At 73.1% G+C, this 4,376-nt stretch carries 3 protein-coding genes and 1 pseudogene; all 4 read left to right on the forward strand.

The genetic code is table 11. The features are described from left to right. A pseudogene (locus AWZ10_RS29855) lies at positions 1-275 on the forward strand (dehypoxanthine futalosine cyclase); the annotation flags it as partial. 107 nt (positions 276-382) lie between these two features. Next, positions 383-1,372, forward strand: coding sequence for an ATP-binding cassette domain-containing protein (locus AWZ10_RS29860; protein WP_046702918.1), 990 nt, complete (start codon positions 383-385; stop codon positions 1,370-1,372). Beyond that, complete coding sequence (locus AWZ10_RS29865) at positions 1,372-2,223, forward strand: ABC transporter permease (RefSeq protein WP_046702917.1); 852 nt, start codon at positions 1,372-1,374, stop codon at positions 2,221-2,223. The genes AWZ10_RS29860 and AWZ10_RS29865 overlap by 1 nt, the downstream gene beginning before the upstream one ends. Positions 2,224-2,232: 9 nt before the next feature. Further along, on the forward strand, positions 2,233-4,376 hold a 2,144-nt coding region (locus AWZ10_RS29870), incomplete at its 3' end, for an AMP-binding protein (protein ID WP_159058388.1).

Genomic DNA, 4,376 nt, shown 5'->3' on the forward strand with positions numbered 1-4,376 from the left:
ACTACGGCGCGGACGACCTCGGCTCGATCATGCTGGAGGAGAACGTCGTCTCCTCCGCCGGCGCCAAGCACCGCTCCAACCTTGGCGAACTGATCACCCTGATCCGGGGGGCGGACCGGATCCCGGCGCAGCGTGCCACGACGTACGAGCACCTGCTGGTGCACGACGACCCGGCGAACGACCCGGTCGACGAGCGCATCGTCTCGCACATCTCGTCCACGGCGATCGCGGGCGGCACCGCGCACCCCGAGCTGAAGCTGATCTCCGCGACCTGAGCCCCGGCCCGTGTGTCCGGGGCTCGCGCGTGCCGGTGCCCCGGACACACGCGCCCAGCCCCGCACGCACTGCCACCCCCATCCCTGCACAAGGACGGAGAGAGCCCATGGCGGGCGCCATTCACGCCACGGGTCTGGTGAAGACCTTCGGTGAGATCCGGGCCGTTGACGGAGTAGACCTGGATGTGCCGGAAGGCGGCGTGCTGGGTCTGCTCGGCCCCAACGGAGCGGGCAAGACAACCACGGTACGGCTGCTCACCACCCTGCTGCGCCCGGACTCGGGCACGGCCACCGTGGCCGGCCACGACGTGGTGCGCGATCCGGACCGGGTCCGGCTGTCGATCGGACTCTCGGGCCAGTTCGCGGCCGTGGACGACCGGCTGACGGGCCGGGAGAACCTCCGCATGATCGGCGAACTGTACGGTCTGCGGTCCCGGACGGCCCGCCTGCGGACCGACGAACTTCTGGACCAGTTCGACCTGACCGCCGCGGGCGACCGGGTGTCGAGCACGTACTCGGGCGGGATGCGACGGCGTCTCGACCTGGCCGGCGCCCTCGTCGTACGACCGTCGGTGATGTTCCTCGACGAGCCGTCGGTCGGGCTGGACCCGACCAGCCGGCTGATGCTGTGGGACGCCATCGAGGACCTCGTCGGACAGGGCACAACGCTTCTGCTGACCACCCAGTACCTGGAGGAGGCCGACCGGCTGGCCAGGGACATCGCGGTCGTCGACCACGGGCGGATCGTGGCCCGGGGCACACCTCGCGAACTGAAGGCGCAGGCGGGCGGGCAGCGCATCGAGGTGACGGTCTCCCGGCTCGGACAGCTCGACACCGCCGCAGCCGTGCTGGCCCGGTTCGGCATCCACGCCCCGGACGTGGACCGGCCGCGGAGCACGGTCTCCGTGCCCGTCGACGGCGGCCTACGACTGCTGACGGAGGCCGTCGCCGCGCTGGACGCCGACGGGATCGAGATCACCGACATCGCGCTGCGCCGTCCCACGCTGGACGAGGTCTTCCTCGCCCTCACCGAGGACACCCGTCGGGACACCAGGCGCGCGGCGCTCGTCGCCGGCACGCCGAGCGAGAAGGAGTGATGACAGTGTCGGCAACGGCGTCGGCCATACCCGAGCTGAAGCCGGGCACGGCCGCCAAGTCCGTGCGTGACGTCCTGGTCGTGACGCGGCGCAACGTGATCCGGACCCTGCGGATACCCGAAGTGCTCGTCCTCAGCCTGGTGCAGCCCATCGTGTTCGTGCTGCTCTTCGCGTACATCTTCGCGGGGTCCTTCGCCCTGCCCGGAGCGGACGGTCCGGCGGCCTACCGCGAGTACATGATGCCGGGCTTCTTCGCACAGACCATCGCCTTCTCCACGGCCAGCAACAGCAGTGTCAGCCTGGCCAACGACGTACAGAGCGGCATGGTGGACCGGTTCCGGTCCCTGCCCATGGCGCGCGGCGCGCTGCTCACCGGCCGCACCCTCGCGGACCTCATGCAGAACACCGTCATGGTCGCCGTGATGATCCTCTGCGCGCTGCTGGTCGGCTGGCGCATCCACCACGGGGTGCTGCGGGCCGCCGCGGGCTTCGCCCTGCTCCTGCTCATGGGATACGCGCTGTCGTGGGTGGGCGTCGTCATCGGGCTGACCGTGCGCGCCCCGGAGGCCGCGGCCAGCGGCAACTTCCTGTGGCTGTTCCCGATGACGTTCCTGTCGAACGCCTTCGTGGCGCCCTCGACGCTCCCGACGGTGCTGCGCTGGGCCGCGGAGTGGAACCCGCTGAGCGCGACGGTGCAAGCGGCACGCGAGCTGTTCGGAAACCCGGGGCTCACGGCCACGGGAGCCTGGCCGGCGCAGCATCCGGTGCTGGTGTCGTTGGCCTGGTCCGTGCTGATCGCGGTGGTGGGACGCGCGCTGGCCGTGCGACGCTACCGCGCGATGGGTGCGTGAGGGGATCTCGTGACCGCGGACGCGGCGTTCCGGGCGGAGCTGATCCGCCCGCTGCACGAACTGCTCGCCGAGCACGCCGCCCGGCAGCCGGAGCGGACCGCGTTCAAGGACGCCCGCCGCTCGGTGACCTGGGCAGGGCTGGACCGGCGTACCGCGCGGGTCGCCGGTCATCTGGTGGGCCTCGGGCTCGCGCGGGGCGCGTCGGCGGTGATCTGCCTGCCGAACCGGGTGGAAGCGGTGGAGAGTTGTCTCGCCGTCACCCGGGCCGGTGCCGTCGGTGTACCGCTGGACCCCCTGTCGACCGGCCCGGGACTCGCGTGGGTGCTGGACGACTGCGCGGCCCAGGTGGTGATCACGGATGCGGTACGGCTGCCACTGGTGCGCCAGGTGCTCGCGGACCGACCGGGGATCACGGTGATCCTGGTCGGGGACGATTCCGAGCCGGGGTTCGCGGCGGCCGCCGACGCCGAGCTGCCGCGCTGGGAGGAACTGGCGTCGACGTGGTCGCTGCGCGACCGGCCCCGGGACGACCTGGGGCTCGACGAGCCGGCCTGGTTGCTGTACACGTCCGGAACGACCGGACATCTTAAGGGAGTCGTGGCCACCCAGCGGACGTCGTTGTGGACGACGGCCTCCTGCGGCGCTCCCCTGCTGGGCATGTCGCCGCAGGACCGGCTGGTGTGCCCGATGCCGCTGTCCCACGTCGTGGCGCACAACGTGTGCGTGCTCGGCGTCGTCGCGGTCGGCGCCGCGGCCTGCCTCACCGACGGCTCTGACGCCGAGGAGGTGCTGCTCCGCGTACGCGAGGAGGACGCCACCTTCCTCGTGGGCGCGCCGGCGATGTACCGCCGGATGGTCGAGCTGGCGCGGTCCGGGGCGGTGCGACCGCCACGGCCGCGGGTGTGCCTGGTCGCGGGGCCGACGTGCCCGCAGCCCCTGCACGAGGAGTTCCGGTCCGCCTTCGGCGTCGCGTTGCTGGACGGCTACGGCTCGGCGGAGGCCGGCGGTGCGATCACCACGAACCTGCCGCAGGGCCCGCACGTGCCGGGCTCGTGCGGGGTGCCACTGCCCGGGCTGACACTTCGGCTGACGGACGCCCGCACCGGCGAGGAGGTGGCGCGGGGCGCCGAGGGCGAGATCCGGGTGTCCGGTCCGGGGCTGATGCTGGGCTACCACGGGCGGCCGGAGGAGACCGCGGCCGTGCTGGCGGAGGGCTGGTACCGCACGGGTGACCTCGGCCGGCAGGACGCGGACGGGCACCTGACGATCACGGGCCGGCTCACGGAACTCATCACCCGCGGAGGCGAGCACCTTCACCCCCGCGAGGTCGAACAGGCGCTGGTCCAGGCGCCCGGGGTCGCGGACGCGGCCGTGGCGGGCGCCCCCCACGAGGCGCTCGGCGAGATACCGGTGGCGTACGTGGTGCCGGTGCCGGAGTCGGGCGGAATCGATGTGGAGACGGTGCTGGCCGCCTGCCGGCGACGGTTGTCGCCGTACGAGCTGCCGGACGAGATCCACGAGATCACGGAAGTGCCCCGCGATCCGGATGGGGAGATCGCCCGCGGACTGCTCGCCGATCTGCCGGCCCGGTTGTTGTGGCGCGGGTCCCGGCGCACGGCCGGGGAACCGGCCCGGTACCGCGGCGCCGTCGATCTGGGGCTTGAGGACGCCGGGCACCCCCTGCTGTCCGCCGCGGTCGAACTGCCCGGACGGGACGAGCCGACGTACACCGGACGGCTCACCGTGGCCGGGTCCGACCCCTCGCTGCTGCGGCGCGTCGACGGCACGACGGTGGTCACCGGGGCCGTCCTGCTGGACCTGGTGCTGCACGCGGCGGGCCGGGCGGGCTGCGCCCGGGTGCTGGAGCTGACCGCGGACGAGCCGCTGGTGCTGCCGCGGGACGAGGGCGTGCAGCTGAGGGTGGGGGTCGGTGCCCCCGACTCCCACGGCGTACGAGAAGTGACGGTGCACGGGCGCCGGGACGCGTGCGAGAACTCCGACGCGGCACGACGTCCGTGGACCCGGCACGCGGTGGCGTCGGTGGCACCCGCCGCCGGGCCGGAGCCGGACACGGGCTGGACGGTGTGGCCGCCGCAGGGCGCACGTCGGACGGGCGGGGACACCGGTGCCGGCCGACCGGACACCGCGCGGAC

The sequence above is a fragment of the Streptomyces europaeiscabiei genome (genome assembly GCF_001550375.1).
GTDB lineage: Bacteria > Actinomycetota > Actinomycetes > Streptomycetales > Streptomycetaceae > Streptomyces > Streptomyces europaeiscabiei.

Excerpts from the sequence above, each read along its gene's own strand:
- AWZ10_RS29865 (WP_046702917.1), top strand. The coding sequence starts at position 1,372 with ATGACAGTGTCGGCAACGGCGTCGGCCATACCCGAGCTGAAGCCGGGC.
- AWZ10_RS29860 (WP_046702918.1), top strand. The coding sequence starts at position 383 with ATGGCGGGCGCCATTCACGCCACGGGTCTGGTGAAGACCTTCGGTGAG.